Consider the following 16,686-nt stretch of genomic DNA (forward strand, 5'->3'; position numbering starts at 1 on the left):
GTCTAATCCTCCCGCTCAACAATAATTGCCACCGGCCCGCCGCCGGGCGGTCCCTGATGTTCGGCTCCACCAGACACATACAGGTCCGTTTCGCCGAACACGCCAGCCAGCACGCCGCCGACAAAGGCGCGGGCATGGCGGGTGCCGGAAATGTCGCTATCCTCAAGCATCGTGTGGCGCTTGCCCCGCACGATGCCTCTTGGATCGGGTTCGGCCTTGGCCAGCACGGCACTCAGTTTTCCAAGCGGCATGTCGGACCAGGCGGCCCGCACGCTGGGGGCATCCATGGCGTCGAACATCACGGTATGGGTCATGGCAAATGGCCCGCTCCAATGATCGCTCATGCCGAGAACGATGATTTCGTGATCGGTCAGTTCTACGCCCGCCGAGGTCGAGGCGCGGGCAGAATAGAGGTCGAGCGTGCGGCAGATGTCGGTGTCCTTGATGTCATCCATATCAAGCTCGCCCAGCGCCACGGCGACGCCAAGCGCCGAGGCGCCGCGTGAATAACCCATGGATTTCAACGTCTCGGCAATAACCGTGCGTTTGCCACGCGCCTGCGCCTGTGCCACCCGCGCCGAGGTCAGCAGCGGGCATTTGATCTGCACGAAATGCACATCGGCCGGATTGTCTATCCCGGCATCAGCCATTGCGGTCCGCACGCCCTGAGCGACTAGATCCACCTGTTCCTTGCGGCCCAGATGTTCGGGTAGTAGATCGGCTGTACGGGCAACGCCGATGGCGAGCGAGCGGTTGGGCGCTGCCTCCACCCGTTCACGGGCAAAAATCGTCCAATGGGGCGACAGCGCCCCTTCGGTGCCGCCTGACATGACGATGGAAACGCCTAATACACCGAGGCGGGCAAACAGCTGTTCGAATGTGGCTGTCGCAAAGCCACGGGTGAAATCGTTGACGCAGCCATTGCCCTCGGTCTTGCCCAGCACCGCGACGATGCTGTGCGGATCGAGGCCGCTGGCAATCAGCGCTTCGACGCCGGATATGTCATCCGGGGCAGAGGCGGCAACGCGGTAAACCGAGGCGCGGAAACATGTGGTCACGGCAAGGCCTCGATCAGGTCTTTCGAATTGGAGACCGCGCCGAACACGCCACCCTGCATTTTCACCATTTTGATGGCCGCGAGGTGATTGCCGTAATCAGTGGCGCCGCAGCAATCTTCCAGCAGCAGGCATTCAAAGCCCCGGTCATTGGCCTCGCGCATGGTGGTGTGCACGCAGACATCAGTGGTGATGCCGGTCAGGATGATATTCTGGATGCGCTTCTGGTTGAGGATCAGTTCCAGATCCGTGGCGCAGAATGAGCCCTTGCCGGGCTTGTCGATAATGGTTTCGCCATCCAGCGGAGCCAGTTCCTCGATAATGTTCCAGCCCGGCTCGCCGCGCACCAGAATGCGACCGCAGGGGCCGGGATCACCGATGCCGGACTTGATCCGCTGCGAGCGCCAGCGCTTGTTGGCGGGCAGGTCGGCAAGGTCAGGGCGATGGCCTTCGCGGGTATGGATGATGTGGTAGCCCTTGGCGCGCATGGCAGCCAGAACCGCCTTGATCGGCTCGATCGGGGCGCGCACCAGCGACAGATCATAGCCCATATGATCGACATAGCCGCCGGGGCCGCAGAAATCGGTTTGCATGTCGATGATGATGAGCGCGGTATTGTCAGGCCGCCACTCGCCATTATAGGGCCAGGGATAGGGATCGGCGGCAAGCGTGTGAAGTTTTGTCTCTGTGGACATATCCATGGTGGCTCCTATTCGGCGGCGGATTTGGCAGGCTTGCCGTAGAGGCGAGTGGGTTTTTCAAAGCCGCAGGCTGTGCCGTCGCTGATCTTCACCTGGTCTTCCCAGGGCAAACGATAGCGGCCTGCTGCCAGATCGTGCATATAGGTATAGGGCGCATCCTGCGCGCCGCCAGCGACTGCCACATAGCCGCGATGGCCGAGCTGGTAGATGTTGTTTTCCACGCCCCAGCCGAGACGCGCCTCGCGCACCAGATCGGGCCGGACCTCGGCAGTGATGATTTCGTTGACGCGGCCTGATGTGCCGTGGGCGATGATCGAGCCATCGAAATTGCAGATCATCCCTTCGCCCATGCTGTCGAATGTGCCGTCCGAACCGCACATGCAGACATTGGCTGTGACCATCAGATTGCAGAAGGCGTTGGACTGGTTGGTGAAGCGCCAGGATTCGCGGATCGGTGCGGTATAGCCCGCCGTGCGGATCATGATTTCGGCGCCCTTATAGGCGCATTCGCGGGCCATTTCCGGGAACATGCCATCGTGGCAGATGATCAGCGCCAGTTTGGCGCCCTTCGGCCCGTCGATGACGGGAATGCCGAGATCGCCCGGCTCCCATGGCTCGACTGGCACCCAGGGATGCATCTTGCGGTAATAGAGCTTCAGCTCGCCGGTATCGTCAATGATAATGCCGGAATTATAGGGCATGCCGCCGGGATTATATTCCATGATCGAGAAGCAGCCCCAGATGCGGTTCTGTTTGCAGGCGGCCTTGAAGGCGGCCACTTCCGGCCCATCCATCCGGCACATGATCTCGGGGTTGATATCCATCGACAGGCCGTGCAGGGCATATTCGGGAAATACCACGAGATCCATGCCCGGCTGATTGCGCCGGGCCTTGGCCACGAGATCGACGATCACCTGGGTCTGGCGGGCGAGATCTTCCGGCGTCACGGTGACGGGGAGTTGCAATTGCACGAGGCCGATACCGACGCCGTGTTCCGATTTGTTCAATCCGCCCAATCCGTTCATGGGAACCTCCTGTGCTTTATTTCGTCAAGGAAAGCGCCGCCGGAGCGCCGGACAGCGCCCGTGTCGGTGACGATGTGATGATGAGAATGATCAGCGTCAGCACATAGGGTGCGGCGTAAAACAGATAATAGCCCTCGCTGACGCCCACCGATTGCAAAGCCGGGCCGAGCGCGCCAGCCCCGCCGAACAGCAGTGACGCCAACACGCAGCCGAGCGGGTTCCAACGCGCGAAAATCACCAGCGCCACGGCCATCAGACCTTGGCCGGACGAGATCCGCTCGTTCCAGGAACCGGGATAAAACAGCGACAGATAGGCACCGCCCACCGCCGCCAGCGCCCCGCCTGCCATGGTTGCTAGCAGGCGCACGGTGTCCGGGTTGATGCCCATGGCACGTGCCGCATCCGAACTGTCGCCAACGACCCGCAGGATCAGGCCGATCCGGGTATTCTTCAGGCCCCACCACAGGAAAAGTGCTAGCACAAGGCCGATGATGAACAGGATGTTGATGGTCAAAGCCGCCTGGATTTGCGGCAGGTGTGACCAGAAGCCGAGGGAAATCACCGGCAGTTTCGGCGCGACCGGTTGGATGAAGGGCTTGCCGAAAAAGAAGGCGAGACCCAGCCCGAACTGCATCATCGCAATGCCGATGGCGATGTCGTTGACCTTTGGAAACTTGCAGATAAAGCCATGCAACAGGCCAAACAGCGATCCGGCCACCATGGCCGCCGCCACGCCAGCCCAGGGCGAGCCGGTCATGACCGCTACGGCATAGGCGGCCATGGCGCCAAACACCAATGTGCCTTCAAGGCCGAGATTGATACGGCCCGACCGCTCCGTCAGGGTTTCGCCGAGACTGACGAAGATGAAGGGGGTGGAGACACGGATGGCGCCCGCCAATATCGCCAGCGGCACGCCCCAGAGGCCAAGCGCGCTATCGTCCATCACGTCTCTCCTTTTTCTGTGGCAGATTGCTTCCAGAGGTCCGGATTAAAGATGCGAAACCGGCCATACAGCGTTTCGCAAAACAGGATGACCACGAACAGCGTGCCTTGAAGCACCAGCACCGTGGCATCCGGCAGGCCCATGCGGCGCTGGATCAAGCCGCCGGAGGCGGTGATGCCGCCGAGAAAAATCGCGACGGGAATGATCGCCAGCGGGTTTTGCCGGGCGAGGAAGGCGACGAGAATGCCGGTATAGCCATAGCCCGCCACCAGCGCGCCATTGGCGCTGCCCTGCACGGCGGCCACCTCAATCATCCCGGCAAGGCCTGCAAAACCACCGGCCAGCGCGGTGAAGCCGACGATCAAACGGCCAACCGGCAGGCCCTGAATCTGGGCGGCCCGCATATTGCCACCAGCGATCCGAGCGGCAAAACCGATGCTGGTCCATTCGATAACGATATAGGAGAGGACGCAGGCGATCACGCCGACCGCCAGGCCCCAATGCACGTCCATGCCGGGGATCTTGCCGATCATGTCGGCGGCGGGCAGGGGCAGGGTCGAGGGTTTATTGAGGCTGGCCGGATCGCGCAGCGGTCCTTCGATCAGGTGATTCATCAGCGCGATGGCGATATAAGCCAGCAGCAGCGAAGATATGGTTTCATTGACGCCGCGATAATGTTTCAGCGCTCCGGCGAAACCGATCCATACTCCGCCCGCCAGCATGGCGCAGAAGCCCATGACCAGCCAGAGGAGAGGCGGACTGAAGCTTGGTGCGAGCGGAACGGCGATGGCCGCCGCTGTCAGGCCGCCCAGCACCAGCGCGCCCTCCGCACCAATGATTGTCAGGCCAAGCCTGGCGGGAAGGGCCACGCAGAGCGCGGTTAACAGCAGCGGGGCTGCCCGGCTAAGGGCATTTTGCAGCGAAAACCACGAGCCGAAGCCGCCCGCAAACATCAACTGGAACAATTGCAGCGGCGACTTGCCGATCGCGGTGATGAACAGGCTGAACAGGCCAAGCCCGATCAGCACGGCCAGCAGCGTGATGGCCACCGGTTCTGCGCGGCGGGCCAGCCATTCCACCACCGGACGCAGTGCGTGACGTCCCGCAGACTTGGGTTGCAAGCCATGCGGAAGATGTGTCCGGCTTTCAGGTGTCGTGGTCATGGCCCGCGCCTCCATTGGTTCAGCCCATCGACCCCATGACGCCTTCGACCAGATAGTTCATGCTTTCCAGCTCGATGGCATCTTCGGCATAGTCCTTGCCCGAGGGGATGACGACATTGCCCTTGTTGTCCTTCTGGCCGCCCTTGAAGACGGAGAAGCCGCCTGCCTTCATGGTGGCAAGCGTGGCTTCAAACTTGGTGCGGGCTTCAGCGGAGACGCCGGGGCCAAGCGGGCTCATCTTGACGAAACCGTCCTTCAACCCGCCGCGCACGAAATTGCCAAGCTTTTCGCCAGCCTGCGCCTTCTTGACGAAATCGGTATAGACATTCCCCCAGGCCCATTCGGCGCCGGTCAGATATTTTTCAGGCGCCAGCGGGCTCTGGTTGGCATGATAGCCGCAGACGAAAGCGCCACGGCCAGCGGCGGTCTGCACCACGACCTTCGGGCTATCGACATGGCAGGTGATGACATCAACGCCCTGGTCGACCAGCGCATTGGTCGCTTCTGCCTCCTTGACGGCCAGCGACCATTCACCGGTGAAAATCACCTGGCAGGTGATGGAGGGATCGACGGAGCGGGCGCCGAGCAGGAAGGCATTGATATTCTGCACCACCTGCGGAATGGGCTTGGCGGCGACGAAGCCGATCTTCTTGGACTTGGTCGCATAGGCGGCGGCAATACCGTTCAGATATTGGCCCTGGAAGATGTAGCCGAAATAGCTGCCGGTATTGTCGGGGTTCTTGCCCTTCTGCCAGAGGCCGCCGCAATGGCGAAACTGCACGTCAGGATATTTCTGCGCGACTGCCAGCATATGGGGGTCGAAATAGCCGAAAGAGGTCGGAAACAGCAGGCTTGCGCCATCCAGATTGATCATCGATTCCATGGTCTTCTGGACATCGACGGTCTCAGGCACATTTTCTTCCTCGACGACAGTCACCCCGGACAAGGCCTTGACCACGGCAGCGCCCTCGGCATGGGCCTGGTTATAGCCGTAATCATCCTTGGGTCCGACATAGATGAAGCCGACGGTGAGATCGGCAGCCTGCGCGGAACGCAACATGCCGGGAGCAGCGATGGCGGCGGCGGCACCCAGCGCGGAGGTTTGCAGGAAATGACGGCGGGTAAAGGAAGGCGATCTGGTCATCGGTGGGTTCCCCTGTTTGATCCGGCTCTCGTCCGGCGCGGATGATTTGAGAAAGTGTATGCAATCACCATGCCAGATCTGAAAGCCATGCTTGAAAAGAGCTTTCTGGCCGTATCTGGTTGCTGCCGGTGCATCTGTATGCACTTTTAAAATTCAGATGAATATTTTTTGAGCGCGACTATTAAATTTGCTAAATCCTTCAGGGAAAAATTCCTGGTCTCGCAGGAAAGTTGTGTATTTTTATGAAAATCGTGCTTTGATATCAGTAGGGCAGTGGGTTAACGTGCCAAAACAAGTGATTTTTAAAACTGCATACAGACGATAATAAACTGGGAAATCTCAATGAATCAGCCGAGGGTGCGCGAACTTGTTCGTGCCGGCAATACGGTCGAACAGTTGGTGCGCGCCATTGCCGACCTGATTATCGTCGGCGACTTGAAGCCGGATGATAAACTGGATGAAGGATCGCTCGCAGCCCGTTTCGAGGTGTCACGCACGCCGGTGCGCGAAGCGTTGCGGCAATTGTGTGCGATGGGGTTGGTGGAGCGCAAGCCGAACAAGAGCGCTGTTGTCACCAACGTCACCGGCCAGTTCCTGACCTCGATGTTTGAAGCCATGGCGGAGCTTGAAGCTGTTTGCGCCAGACTGGCGGCAGAGCGCATGACGCTGGAGGAGCGCCGGGCGCTGGAACGGATGCATCGCGATTCAATCCGCATCGTGCAGGCGGGCCAGACGGAGGACTATTCCGCCTATAATATCGAATTTCACAACCGGATCTATCAGGGTGCCCATAACCAGCATATTCTGGAATTGGTGACACAAACCCGGTCGCGGCTGGCGCCGTTTCGCCGCGCCCAGTTCCGGCTGACGGGTCGCTTGTCACTATCTTTCCAGGAGCATGAGGCCATCGTCAATGCCATTCTGCGCGGTGAAAAGAACGCCGCTGCCGAAGCGGCCTATCGCCATGTCGAAATTGTCGGCGATGCCAGCAGCACATTGACCCAGCACACGGTTGGCAGGGACTAAACCTGAAAATCCAGGCCTCATGGATTGATGCGGTAGGTCCTGACCAGTTCCGGGTCCTGTTGCAGCGTATCGAGCCAGGTCGGGTCGAGTTTTGGCACCGAGGAAAACAGCAGTTTGGAATAGGGATGCTGCGGGGCGGCAAGCTGTTGGGGCGAGATTTGTTCGACCTTCTTGCCCGCATACATCACCACGATTTCGTCGCAGATCGCTTCCACCACCGACAAATCGTGGCTGATGAAAATGTAGGACAGACCAAGCTCACGCTGCAATTCCTTCAAAAGTTCGATGACCGCGGCGGCGACTACGGTATCCAGCGCAGACGTGATTTCGTCGCAAAGGATCAGCTTCGGTTCCGCTGCCAGCGCGCGGGCGAAATTGACCCGCTGTTTCTGGCCACCCGACAATTCCGAGGGGCGGCGCTGGCGCAGCGATTGCGGCAGATGCACCATGTCAAGCAATTGGTTGATGCGGGCATCGCGCGCCTTGCCCTTCATGCCATGGTAAAAGGTCAGCGGGCGACCGAGGATTTCCTCAATGGATTTCGCCGGGTTCAGCGCCGTGTCGGCGGATTGGAAGACGATTTGCATTTCGCGTAGCTGGGTGCGGGTGCGGTCGCGGGCATGACGGCCCAGTTCACGGCCATTGAAAATGATATGGCCCGCTGCCGACGGCAGGAGGCCGGCAATGCTGCGCGCCAGAGTGGATTTGCCGCAGCCGGATTCGCCGATAATGCCGAGGTTGCGGCCATTGCGCACCGTGAGGTTGATGGACTGCACCGCCTGAACGAGAGGCAGGCCATCCGGTTGCAGATCACCATAGCCAGCAATCAGGTTTTCGATTTCCAGCAGGGGCTTGAGGCTCTTGTCTTCGGCAAGCGGTGTTGTGCGGGGCTTCGGTTCAAAGGCAGACAGAAGTTCGCGGGTATAGGGATGTTGGGCATGCGCCAGCAAATCGGCAGTCGTGCCGCTTTCCTGCACTTCTCCGCCCTTGAGCACGATAATACGATCGGCAATCTGGGCAACGACGGCCAGATCATGGGAGACATAGACCCCGGAAATACCGTCCTTGCGCATCACCGACTTGAAGGCCCGCAGCACTTCGATCTGCGTCGTCACATCAAGAGCCGTGGTCGGTTCGTCGAAAATCACCAGTTTCGGGCCGCCGATCAAGGCCATGGCCGCCGAAAGGCGCTGCAACTGGCCACCGGAGACCTGATGCGGATAGCGTGAGCCGATGGTTTCCGGATTGGGCAGCGACAGCGCCCGAAACAGCGCCACTGCGCGGGTGCGGGCTTCTTCCTTCGACATCAGGTCGTGAATGCGGGTGACCTCGATCACCTGATCCATGATCCGGATGGCCGGATTGAAGGCCGCCGCCGCCGATTGGGGCACATAAGCGACATCGGTGCCGCGAATACCGGCGCGATCACGCTCGGAAAGTGCGGCCATATCCTTGCCCGCAACATTGATCGAGCCGCCGGTTATTCGGCATCCGGGGCGGGTATGGCCCATCAACGTCAGGGCGATGGTGGTTTTTCCAGAGCCACTTTCGCCGATCAAGGCGACGATTTCGCCCTCCGGTATATCCAGGCTGATGCCTTTGATGATCTCGACCTTGCGGCCGGAATCGGTGGTGGCCTGGACCTTGAGGTCACGGATTTCCACAAGGTTTGCCATCATGCGCTCCTGTCGCGGATCTTGCGGGGAAGATTATCGATCAGCATGTTGACGCTGATCGTCAGGCTGGCAATGGCCAGTGACGGGAAAATCACCGCCGGTGCCGCAAAGGGCAGGCCGCCGATATTTTCGCGCACCAATGCGCCCCAATCCGCATTGGGCGGCTGGACGCCGAGGCCCAGGAAGGAAAGCCCTGAAAGCAGCAACACGATGAAGACGAAGCGCAGACCAAAATCCGCCAGCACCGGTCCGGTAATATTCGGCAGAATTTCAGAGCGGATGATGTAGAAAATAGTCTCGCCCCGGATGCGTGCGACGCTGATGAAATCCATGGCATTGATGTTGACGGCAAGCGCCCGGGCAAAGCGATAGGCGCCGGGCGTGTAGATCACCGACAGGGTCATGACCAGAACCGGGATCGACGATCCGACGGCAGCGACCACCACCAGACCGAAGAGCTTGCTGGGAATGGAGTTCATCGCATCGAGAAAGCGGCTGAGCACGGTATCGATCCAGCCACCGGCGACGGCGGCGATCATGCCAAGTACAACGCCGGAAAAACAGGCGATGGTGACGGCGGCCAGCGAAATGCCGACCGTGTAGCGCGCACCCATGATGATGCGCGACAGCATGTCCCGACCGAGATAATCGGAGCCCAGCCAGAGCGTGTCGCTCATCGGCCCGAAATAGTCGAAATCCACGATCTCACCGACTGGATGCGGGATGAGCAGGGGCGCGAATATCGCCACCAGCGCCCAAGCGATGATGACAGTGAGGCCTGCAATGCCAACGGCATTGATGCGATAGCCGAATGACTGGCGTTTGCGAGCGATTGGTGCTGTTGATGGCGTCGCGTTCGATGGCGTCCCGTTTAGTGGCGTCATAGTCATCGCAGCCTCGGATTGGAGAGAATGGAAACAATATCGGCAATGGTGATCAGCACGAGATAGCCGACGCAGAAGATCATCGCGCAGCTCTGGATCAGTGGCAGGTCACGGGTGGCGACGGCATCGACCATCAGCTTGGCAATGCCGGGATAGTTGAAGATCGTCTCGACGATAATGACCCCGCCGATCAGATAGGACAGTGATAGCGCCATGGCATTGACGATTGGCCCCAGCGCATTGGGCAACGCATGGCGCAGCACGATGCGGCGGCGTGAGGCGCCTTTCAGCAACGCCATTTCCACATAGGGCGTATCGAGGGTTTCGATCACCGCTGCCCGGGTCATGCGGATCATCTGGGCTGAAACGCCGAAGGTCAGGGTGATGACGGGCATGGCATAGACACGCACCAGGCCAGCAAAACTGTGAACCTCATTGGCAAAGGACAGTGCCGGTAGCCATTTCAGATAGACCGCAAACAGTAGAACGGCGGAGGTGGCAATCATGAATTCCGGCACGGAAATCACCCCAATGGTCACCACGGTGACGCAGCGGTCATAGAGAGAGCCGCGCAGCATGGCCGAGGTAATCCCCAGCGTCAGTGCGATGGGAACAGCCAGGAGGGCGGTAATGCCGGCAAGCTTCATGGAATTGACCAGACGGCCGGAAATCAGCTCAGCAATTGGCATGTTATTGGCGTAGGAGGTGCCGAGATCGCCTTGCAACAAGCCCGTTGCCCAACGCAGGAAACGCAGAATTGCCGGATCGTTGAGATGCATGGCCTGGCGCAGGCCCTCGACGGCTTCAGGCGTCGCGGCCTGACCGAGCAGCATGGTCGCCGTATCGCCTGGCAAGAGCGCAGTCGCCATGAAAACGGCCAGCGACACGATGATCAAGGTGATCAGGGCGATCATCAGCCTGTTGACAACAAGGGAAAAGGCTCGGGCGTTCACGCACATGCTCCAGCTGGGTTAGGGCGATCAATCTTCGGCAATCGCTTCGGGTAATCGGAATGCGGATGACCGTGATAATGTGCCGCCAGGCTGGCAAACGGTTTTGCCGCGATGCGCTGGATAAAGCATGCACCGATCCAAAGCTATTTGCCAAGGCCTGCTCGTAGAGGGTCTGCCGAACTGGTATCAGGCTTCCAGCCAGACATATTCGGCGAAGGCATAGCCCATCATGCCACCCAGTGGGCTGGATTCAAGCCCTTTAAGCTTGGCGGTGATGGCATCGACATTGGAAAGATAGGCGGGAATGACCGTCCCTGCTTCCTCTGCGATCATCACCTGCATTTCGCCATAGATTTCCTTGCGCTTGTCCTGATCGAGAAGGCCACGAGCTTCGAGCAGCATCTTGTCGAATTTCGGCGACTTATACTGGCTTTCGTTCCACGGAGCATCGGAGGAATAAAGCAACGAGAACAGGATGTCGGGGGTCGGGCGTGGGTTGATATTGCCGAAATGGACCGGTGCTTTCAGCCAGTATTTATCCCAGTAACCATCGGAGGGCACGCGCTGGACATCAAGCTTCATGCCGATTTCTGCCGCTGATGCCTGGATAATCATCGCCATGTCTATCGAAGAGCTTGCGGCTTCTGATGCGATAACCGGGATGGACTGGCCAAGCACGCCCGCCTTCTGGAAGTGGAATTTTGCCTTGTCGGGATCGAAGGCCTTCGGCTTCAGGTCGGCATTATGATAGAAGCTGGCAGACGACAGCGGCTGGTCGTTGCCGACTTCGCCCAGCCCACGCAATGCGGATTTGACGATCTGCTCCCTGTTAACGATCAGCTTCATGCCGTCGATGAAGTCTTTCTTATTGCCCGGCGCCATGTCCATGCGCATGTTGAGATTGGTGTAATTGCCCGATGTCGTCTTCGACAGCACGAAGCCGTCCTGGGTATCGACCAGACGCATGGAGCGCGGATTGATGGAGGCGGCCAGCTGGATGTCACCCGACAGGAGCGCGTTGACACGGGCATTGTCCTCGCTGATGGCGAAGAATTCGAAACTGTCGACATTCGGGCCGCCAGCTTTCCAGTAATTGCCATTGCGCTTCATAATCGAGCGGACGCCGGGCTCGAATTTTTCGAGAACGAAGGCACCGGTGCCATTGCCCTTGGAAAAATCCGTGGTGCCATCGGCAACGATCATGAACTGGTGGATGGCGAGAATGGACGGCATGTCGGCATTGGCATGCGAGAGCGAGATTTCCACGGTCTGCTTGTCGACGGCCTTGATGCCGGTCATCTGGGCGGCGATCTTGGCAACCTTGGAGCCGGTGGCCGGATCGAGATGGCGCTTCAGCGAATAGACCACGTCGTCTGCGGTCAGCGTCTTGCCGTCGTGGAAGGTCACGCCGCTTTTCAGCTTGATCGTCCAGACCTGGGCGTCCTTGCTGTCAACCGATTCTGCTAGCTCCATCTGCGGAGCGCCGGACTTGTCGAGAATGGTCAGGCGGTTATAGAGCGCGCAGCAGCGCACATAGTCGGTGGAGAGCGAGGCCTTGGCCGGGTCCAGCGTATCGGCATTGGAGGCTGAATATCCAGCAGCTTTCAAAGATCCGCCTTTGACCGGCGTTGCGGCGAGCGCGCTTGAGGCGCGCCCCATGATGGAGCCGGCGGCGGTGAGGGCAACGCCACCAGCGAGCATCATCTGCATCAGTTCGCGGCGGGTGGCACCACGGCGGATGGCGTTCTCCACCATGGCATCGTCAGCGCCGGTCCAGTTTGTTGTCTGCTTGTCTGTCATGACATTCCCCTTATTGTTGTTGACTGTTTTGCGGGCCTTTTGGTGGCACGTCATTGTATGCTGATGTCATCGTGTGTTGGCTTCAGGCGGCGCGATCCAACTCTATGGCCTCGGCAAGTCCCGCCATGGAGGTGAAGTGAAAATCGGGTTTCACAAATGTTTCCGGCTCGATCGTGCCGCCATAGCCTTTTTGGGCATGGCGTCGCTCGATCCAGCAATTGGTCAGGCCAAGCTGCCGTGAAATGCCGATGTCGTGATATTGGCTTTGCGCCACATGCAGGATATCGGCGCGGCTGTTGCCTTCCTTTTCAACGAAAGCGAAGACAGTTTCGAAAAATGCTGGATCAGGCTTTTCGGTGCCCGTGTCATCAGTGGTTAAGGCTGCATGAAAGGGCTCGCCCAAGGCTTCATCGAAATACGCAAAGGCCCAGCGCTGCGCATTGGTCATGGCAATCAGCCGGTAGCAGGTTTTCAGCTGTGCCAGCGCGGCAACACTATCGGCAAAAGGCTTCCAATCGGTGACGGAGCCACGCAAGCGCTCGCCAAATGCAGCGTCTACCGGCAGGCCGAGGGCGGGGGCGATCTTTAGGTAGACCCGCGCAAGATCGTCGGGAAAAAGCAAGGCTTCATCGTCATAGCGGGCCGCACGATAGAGCGAAAGAGCGTGTTCTCCATCCATCGTCACGCCTGTCTCTGCGGCAATCTCAGCGAGGCAATGGGTAATGCCGCTCTCAAAATCAATGAGCGTGCCGACCACGTCGAAGGTGAGATATTTGAAATCCGCAAAGGCCTTTGCCATCATTGCATCCTCTGGCTTGTCCATCTTCATGCATCAGGCCCGGCAAATGCCGTTCCTGTCACTCACGATCCCTTGGTTTCCTCGCTTAACTTTTGTTTTATCTTGAATGCGCCCTGGCATTTTCTACTGAGGCGCACCCGAAGTATTACAGGAGCTACGGGCTGTTTCTTCCCGAATGCCGATCTTAAGACGGCAGAAAATTCTGAATCTGATCGTTCGGCGGTATTTCGCCTGCCTGGCTGTGGTCTCAGGCCATGGCAGTGCGAACGTCCGGATCTTCCAGCGTCTGATCCAGCGTCTTCCTGGTGCGCTCGACAATGGCGTCGATTTCGCTGTCCGTGCAGCAAAGCGGCGGCGCATAGCCCAGAATGCCATTAGCGAAGGCGCGGATGACGAGGCCATTGTCCCAGGCCCGTTCAAACACCCGCGTGGCAGGTGCGGCAGCGGCTGGTAGCGGGGCTTTCTTGTCCTTGTCTACCACCATTTCAATGGCGGCCAGCATGCCGCGACCGCGCACATCGCCCACCAATGGATGGTCTTTCAGGCTTTCCAGCCCAGCCATCAGACGTGCGCCCATTTTGCGACCGTTTTCCAGCAGGCCGTCCTCATAAAGCTTCAGCACGGCAAGGCCAACAGCGGCACTGACCGGATGGGCGGAATAGGTATAGCCGTGGCCAATGGCGGCCGATCCGGCACCATCGGCAATGGTGTTGTAGATCTTATCGGACAGGAACACCGCACCCATCGGCACATAGCCAGAGGTGAGGCCCTTGGCAGTGGTCATCAGATCCGGCACCACGCCATCGTCTGCACAGGCAAACAAGGGACCGGTGCGGCCAAAGCCAGTGATGACTTCATCGGCCACGAACAAAATATCCAGCTCGGTGCAGACATCGCGCATGGCTTTCAGCCAGCCGCCTGGCGGCACCAGAACACCGCCGGAGCCTTGAATCGGCTCGACATAGAAAGCAGCAACGCGCTCACTGCCCAGTTCTTCGACCTTCTTGCGCAAAGCTGCAACGGATGACGCGATAATGGCGGCGGGATCATTGCCGACCGGGTTGCGATAGGCGTAGTGCGACGGAATTTTATGCTGCCAGTCAAATGGCAGGCCGAATCCGGCGTGGAACAGCGGCAGAGCCGTCAGGCCAGCGCCGACCGTGGATGAGCCATGATAGCCCTGTTCCACCGAGATAAACTGGTCCTTCTGCGGCGTGCCTTTGCAATGGTAATAATAGCGGATGAAGCGGATGGTGCTGTCCACGGCATCAGAGCCGCCGAGGGTGAAATAGACATGGTTGAGGTCGCCCGGTGCGCGGTCTGCCAGTTCGGCTGCGAGCCGGATGGCGGGTTCCGAGCCAAGGCTGAAATAGCCTGTGGCGTAAGGCAGTTCCCGCAGCTGTTTGGTGGCGGCCTCAATGATGCTTTCCTGACCGTAGCCAGCATTGACGCACCACAGGCCAGCAAAACCATCCAGCAACTGATGGCCATTGGCATCGGTCACGGTGGCACCTTTTGCGGATTTCAAAACCCGCACGCCCGCCTTTTCATGGCCGCGATAGGAGGCAACCGGATGCACCAGATGGGCGCGGTCCAGTTCAATCAGGGAATTGCTCAACATAATCTCTCTCCAAATTCAGCCCAGCGCTTGGCTGGCGAGTGCATAGGTTTTAACAAATGAGGGCGTGGCCGCTGCCGCATTGCGGCGCATGGGCAGGCCGCCGCCAGCATTCAGCAGGCCGTGGTCCGTCAACCAGGGCGCAAGGCCCGTGTCCACCAGCGTATCAACGCGCAGGAAATGCCCAGCACGCTGTGCAAAAACAAAGGACAGAAGCGCTTTTGCGTCCTCAACATTGCTGGCAACCACAGGGCCAGCAACCTCGCCGCGCCCAAAGGCATGAAGGGCGATGAAGCCACAGATGCGGGCACCATCACGCAGCACAGCAAGCCTGCCGTGATCGAAAAGCCGTTGATACAAAGAGGTGCGATCTGCGCCAAAGGCTTGGGCATCAAGCGCAATGAGGGTGCTAGAGGCGTCCTGCTCCACCCAAGTCACTGATTGAGGGGCAACAGCACCCGCTTTAACGAGGCCTTGGTGCTGAAGGACTTCACCAATGACGACAAAGCCAAGTTTTTCATACAGCGGCAGGCCATCTTGCGATGCCACCAGCCGGCATTCCCGGCCCTCTGCGGCAGCAAGCGCCATGTTCATCAATTTGCGTCCAAGGCCGCGCCCGCGCATTGACCCATCCACGATCACCAAATTAATGGTGGCGCAGGTCTCGCCATACAGCGTCGCCATGGCGGTTCCCACCACACGGTCGCCTTCAAGCGCCATAAAGCCCTTGCTCAAGGATAGCACAAAGGCCCAGTCTTCCCGGCTGTGCGGCCACTGGGCTTGTTGGGACAGTAAAAATGCGCCGTCGATGTGTTCGGGACCAAAGGAAATAATGTCGATCTGGCTTGCCTGCATGCCACTACCCTGAAATATGTTGGTCTTTTTGTTGAAATTTGTCTTACCAGAAAAATTGTTGAGCACTTTTCTATGACAAACTCTAGTGTTCTTCAGTGATAGACCCGCACGCAAAGAAGATCATCCCGACGATGGCGTGTCCTTGGTATGTTTCGCCGTTCCGACCGATCCCAGCCGCATCTTATGCCGTGAGCGTGCATTTTCATTGGCTGCGAGGGCAGGGCTTCCTGAGGGTTCGCAAAACTCTCTGCCAAATCCTCCACTGCATACGCAACATTGTGCTTTGATATGTGCCAATTGCGGTGAACCGCTTGGCGCGGCTCTGCCTATGATGGGAACACCTCAACGATATGCTTTGCAAGGATCGAGAAAACCATGGCTCCCTTCCGCCCGAAATTCATCACCTTCGATTGCTACGGCACACTCATCAATTTTCAGATGGCGGAAGCTGCCCGCGATATTTACAGCGCCCAGCTGGATGCCGCCCATATGGACGAGTTTGTCAAAGACTTCTCAGCCTATCGTCTGGATGAAGTGCTGGGCGATTGGAAGCCTTATGCCGATGTGGTGCACAATGCCATCGAGCGCACCTGCAAGAGAAACGGCGTGACCTTCCGCGATGAAGACGCAAAAACCGTATATGAGCGCGTACCCACATGGGGTCCGCATTCGGATGTGCCTGCTGGTCTTGCCAAAGTGGCCAAGGAAATTCCGCTGGTGATTCTCTCCAACGCCATGAATTCGCAGATCATGTCCAATGTGGAAAAGCTTGGTGCGCCCTTCCATGCGGTCTATACGGCAGAGCAGGCGCAATCCTACAAGCCGCGCATGAAGGGCTTTGAATATATGTTCGACATGCTCGGCTGCGGCCCGGAAGACATTACCCATGTGTCCTCATCCTTCCGCTATGATCTGATGACGGCCCATGATCTGGGCATCAAGAACAAGGTCTGGGTCAACCGTGGTCATGAGCCAGCCAATCCTTATTATGGCTATCAGGAAATCGCAGGCGTTCACGATCTGCCCGGCGTGTTTGGTCTTTAA

Annotated in this window: 15 protein-coding genes; 2 read left to right on the forward strand and 13 right to left on the reverse strand. The window is 58.8% G+C overall.

Annotated elements, in window-relative coordinates; translation table 11 throughout:
* Positions 1-2 precede the first annotated feature (2 nt).
* From atzD to FS819_RS21335, 6 genes are read right to left on the reverse strand one after another with little or no spacing between them, the layout of a single operon-like run.
* A complete protein-coding gene (gene atzD, locus FS819_RS21310; protein ID WP_234624848.1) occupies positions 3-1,058 on the reverse strand; it encodes a cyanuric acid amidohydrolase in 1,056 nt (351 codons plus the stop codon).
* Positions 1,055-1,756: a biuret amidohydrolase gene (gene biuH / locus FS819_RS21315; protein ID WP_156550425.1), complete on the reverse strand. Its 702-nt coding sequence runs from the start codon at positions 1,754-1,756 to the stop codon at positions 1,055-1,057. Before biuH ends, atzD begins: the two co-directional genes overlap by 4 nt.
* 8 nt (positions 1,757-1,764) lie before the next feature.
* On the reverse strand, positions 1,765-2,781 hold the full coding sequence (locus tag FS819_RS21320; RefSeq protein ID WP_156550424.1) for a formamidase: 1,017 nt from the start codon (positions 2,779-2,781) through the stop codon (positions 1,765-1,767).
* 16 nt (positions 2,782-2,797) lie between these two features.
* Positions 2,798-3,724 (reverse strand): ABC transporter permease, encoded by a 927-nt coding sequence (locus FS819_RS21325; RefSeq protein WP_156550423.1) that lies wholly within the window; start codon positions 3,722-3,724, stop codon positions 2,798-2,800.
* Positions 3,724-4,887 (reverse strand): ABC transporter permease, encoded by a 1,164-nt coding sequence (locus tag FS819_RS21330; RefSeq protein WP_234624847.1) that lies wholly within the window; start codon positions 4,885-4,887, stop codon positions 3,724-3,726. Before FS819_RS21330 ends, FS819_RS21325 begins: the two co-directional genes overlap by 1 nt.
* Positions 4,888-4,906: 19 nt before the next feature.
* On the reverse strand, positions 4,907-6,031 hold the full coding sequence (locus FS819_RS21335) for a BMP family ABC transporter substrate-binding protein (protein WP_070165454.1): 1,125 nt from the start codon (positions 6,029-6,031) through the stop codon (positions 4,907-4,909).
* A gap of 342 nt (positions 6,032-6,373) precedes the next feature.
* Here FS819_RS21335 and FS819_RS21340 point away from each other — a divergent pair, with 342 nt between their 5' ends.
* On the forward strand, positions 6,374-7,057 hold the full coding sequence (locus tag FS819_RS21340) for a GntR family transcriptional regulator (protein ID WP_156550422.1): 684 nt from the start codon (positions 6,374-6,376) through the stop codon (positions 7,055-7,057).
* 17 nt (positions 7,058-7,074) lie between these two features.
* On the opposite strand, the gene FS819_RS21345 is transcribed toward FS819_RS21340, so the two are convergent.
* The 7 genes from FS819_RS21345 to FS819_RS21375 form a co-directional block, all read right to left on the reverse strand.
* Positions 7,075-8,733, reverse strand: coding sequence for an ABC transporter ATP-binding protein (locus tag FS819_RS21345; protein WP_156550421.1), 1,659 nt, complete (start codon positions 8,731-8,733; stop codon positions 7,075-7,077).
* Positions 8,733-9,623 carry an ABC transporter permease gene (locus FS819_RS21350; RefSeq protein ID WP_156550420.1) on the reverse strand — a complete coding sequence of 297 codons (891 nt, stop codon included), beginning with the start codon at positions 9,621-9,623 and terminating at the stop codon, positions 8,733-8,735. The genes FS819_RS21345 and FS819_RS21350 overlap by 1 nt, the downstream gene beginning before the upstream one ends.
* Positions 9,620-10,576 carry an ABC transporter permease gene (locus tag FS819_RS21355; protein ID WP_156550419.1) on the reverse strand — a complete coding sequence of 319 codons (957 nt, stop codon included), beginning with the start codon at positions 10,574-10,576 and terminating at the stop codon, positions 9,620-9,622. The genes FS819_RS21350 and FS819_RS21355 overlap by 4 nt, the downstream gene beginning before the upstream one ends.
* A 180-nt stretch (positions 10,577-10,756) precedes the next feature.
* Complete coding sequence (locus tag FS819_RS21360; RefSeq protein WP_156550418.1) at positions 10,757-12,370, reverse strand: ABC transporter substrate-binding protein; 1,614 nt, start codon at positions 12,368-12,370, stop codon at positions 10,757-10,759.
* 82 nt (positions 12,371-12,452) lie between these two features.
* A complete protein-coding gene (locus tag FS819_RS21365; protein WP_156550417.1) occupies positions 12,453-13,169 on the reverse strand; it encodes an HAD-IA family hydrolase in 717 nt (238 codons plus the stop codon).
* A 247-nt stretch (positions 13,170-13,416) separates the two neighbouring features.
* Complete coding sequence (locus FS819_RS21370; RefSeq protein ID WP_156550416.1) at positions 13,417-14,790, reverse strand: aspartate aminotransferase family protein; 1,374 nt, start codon at positions 14,788-14,790, stop codon at positions 13,417-13,419.
* 15 nt (positions 14,791-14,805) lie between these two features.
* The gene (locus FS819_RS21375) at positions 14,806-15,642 is read right to left on the reverse strand and encodes a GNAT family N-acetyltransferase (RefSeq protein WP_156550415.1); all 837 of its coding nucleotides are present in this window, start codon (positions 15,640-15,642) and stop codon (positions 14,806-14,808) included.
* A gap of 375 nt (positions 15,643-16,017) precedes the next feature.
* On the opposite strand from FS819_RS21375, the gene FS819_RS21380 reads away from it, so the two are divergent.
* Positions 16,018-16,686, forward strand: coding sequence for a haloacid dehalogenase type II (locus FS819_RS21380; protein WP_156550414.1), 669 nt, complete (start codon positions 16,018-16,020; stop codon positions 16,684-16,686).

The organism is Allorhizobium sp. Av2, assembly GCF_021462805.2.
GTDB classification, from domain to species: domain Bacteria; phylum Pseudomonadota; class Alphaproteobacteria; order Rhizobiales; family Rhizobiaceae; genus Allorhizobium; species Allorhizobium vitis_G.

Bases quoted from the DNA above. Each gene is read 5' to 3' on its own strand.
- biuH (WP_156550425.1), bottom strand. From the start codon at position 1,756: ATGGATATGTCCACAGAGACAAAACTTCACACGCTTGCCGCCGATCCC.
- FS819_RS21320 (WP_156550424.1), bottom strand. From the start codon at position 2,781: ATGAACGGATTGGGCGGATTGAACAAATCGGAACACGGCGTCGGTATC.
- FS819_RS21325 (WP_156550423.1), bottom strand. From the start codon at position 3,724: ATGGACGATAGCGCGCTTGGCCTCTGGGGCGTGCCGCTGGCGATATTG.
- FS819_RS21330 (WP_234624847.1), bottom strand. From the start codon at position 4,887: ATGACCACGACACCTGAAAGCCGGACACATCTTCCGCATGGCTTGCAA.
- FS819_RS21335 (WP_070165454.1), bottom strand. From the start codon at position 6,031: ATGACCAGATCGCCTTCCTTTACCCGCCGTCATTTCCTGCAAACCTCC.
- FS819_RS21340 (WP_156550422.1), top strand. From the start codon at position 6,374: ATGAATCAGCCGAGGGTGCGCGAACTTGTTCGTGCCGGCAATACGGTC.
- FS819_RS21345 (WP_156550421.1), bottom strand. From the start codon at position 8,733: ATGGCAAACCTTGTGGAAATCCGTGACCTCAAGGTCCAGGCCACCACC.
- FS819_RS21350 (WP_156550420.1), bottom strand. From the start codon at position 9,623: ATGACTATGACGCCACTAAACGGGACGCCATCGAACGCGACGCCATCA.
- FS819_RS21355 (WP_156550419.1), bottom strand. From the start codon at position 10,576: ATGTGCGTGAACGCCCGAGCCTTTTCCCTTGTTGTCAACAGGCTGATG.
- FS819_RS21360 (WP_156550418.1), bottom strand. From the start codon at position 12,370: ATGACAGACAAGCAGACAACAAACTGGACCGGCGCTGACGATGCCATG.
- FS819_RS21365 (WP_156550417.1), bottom strand. From the start codon at position 13,169: ATGGCAAAGGCCTTTGCGGATTTCAAATATCTCACCTTCGACGTGGTC.
- FS819_RS21370 (WP_156550416.1), bottom strand. From the start codon at position 14,790: ATGTTGAGCAATTCCCTGATTGAACTGGACCGCGCCCATCTGGTGCAT.
- FS819_RS21375 (WP_156550415.1), bottom strand. From the start codon at position 15,642: ATGCAGGCAAGCCAGATCGACATTATTTCCTTTGGTCCCGAACACATC.
- FS819_RS21380 (WP_156550414.1), top strand. From the start codon at position 16,018: ATGGCTCCCTTCCGCCCGAAATTCATCACCTTCGATTGCTACGGCACA.